Genomic DNA, 1,144 nt, shown 5'->3' on the forward strand with positions numbered 1-1,144 from the left:
AACAAGGTCGACCTGCCGCGCAACGGCTCCGACCAGTACGGCATGTGGTTCACCGGTGACACCGTCGCCAAGGCGATGTACAAGAACATCACCGGTTACGGAATCGCCGACGGCACGCAGAAATGGACGATCACCCTCCCCACCCAGATCTGCGGCGCACCCCAGCAGTCCACCGCCGACGGCAAGATCGTCGTCGGCGTCAAGAACGGCAACACNNCGGGCGGCAAGGAGGCCGGGGCGCAGGTCCAGGAGCTCAACCCGGCGACGGGCAAGGCCAATTGGACGTACAGGCTCCCGACCGGCTGGGAAGTGAAGAAGGTCTACTCGACCTCCCCGCCCATCCTCTATGTCTCCAATTCCAAGAAGAAGACCTGGAACATCCTCTCGCTGAAGCCGAACGGCGCCTTCCGCTCGGAGCTCCACCTGAAGGACACCTTCCAGCCCAGCTGCGGGATGTCGATCTTCGTCGGTGAGATGCAGAGCTGCACCGGAGTGGCCTCGGACGCCAACACCCTCTATCTGCCGACCACACCGACGCAGTCCACGAGCGCGGGCCGGCAGAACGAGATCGTCGGGATCGACCTCAACACCGGCAAGGTGAAGTGGCGTTCGGCGGCGGGTGAAGGACGCACCGCGATCCCGCTGCGGACCGAGGGCGCCAATCTGATCGCGTACCTGGAGCCGGGTGACGACAAGGCCGGCGCGATCACCAGCATCGGCCCGTCGGGCGGCAAGGCGACGGTGCTGCTCCAGCACCCCGAGACGACGACCTCGATCGAGAACGGCTTCTTCTCGCGGAAGGTCGAGTACGTGGACGGGCGCTCGATCATCATGTCCACCCGAGTCGACGGCAAGGACGACTCGACCGACAAGATCATGCTGGCGTACGGCAAGTGACGGCTACCAGCGCACCGAAAGCAGACCTGAGATGACGCAGCCGCCACCACCGCCGAACCAGCCGCCGAACCAGCCACCCCAGCCCCCGCAGGGCGGCTTCGGCGCGCCCCAGCAGCCGTACGGACAGCAGCCGCAGCCGCCGCAGCCGCCGTACGGACAGCCGCCCCAGCAGCCGTACGGCCAGCCCCAGCAGCCCTATGCCCAGCCGCCCCAGGCGCCTCAGCAGCCCCAGCCCGGCTACGGCTAC

Annotated in this window: 2 protein-coding genes; one reads left to right on the forward strand and one right to left on the reverse strand. The window is 66.9% G+C overall.

Annotated elements, in window-relative coordinates:
* Positions 1–42: 42 nt before the first annotated feature.
* Positions 43–897 carry an outer membrane protein assembly factor BamB family protein gene (locus J0695_RS38380; protein WP_443727013.1) on the forward strand — a complete coding sequence of 285 codons (855 nt, stop codon included), beginning with the start codon at positions 43–45 and terminating at the stop codon, positions 895–897.
* Here the strand turns inward: J0695_RS38380 and J0695_RS38385 are convergent.
* The coding region (locus J0695_RS38385; RefSeq protein ID WP_206969475.1) for a hypothetical protein at positions 875–1,144 on the reverse strand (270 nt) is incomplete at its 5' end. The genes J0695_RS38380 and J0695_RS38385 overlap by 23 nt on opposite strands.

Source organism: Streptomyces beijiangensis, assembly GCF_017315755.1.
Lineage (GTDB): Bacteria > Actinomycetota > Actinomycetes > Streptomycetales > Streptomycetaceae > Streptomyces > Streptomyces beijiangensis.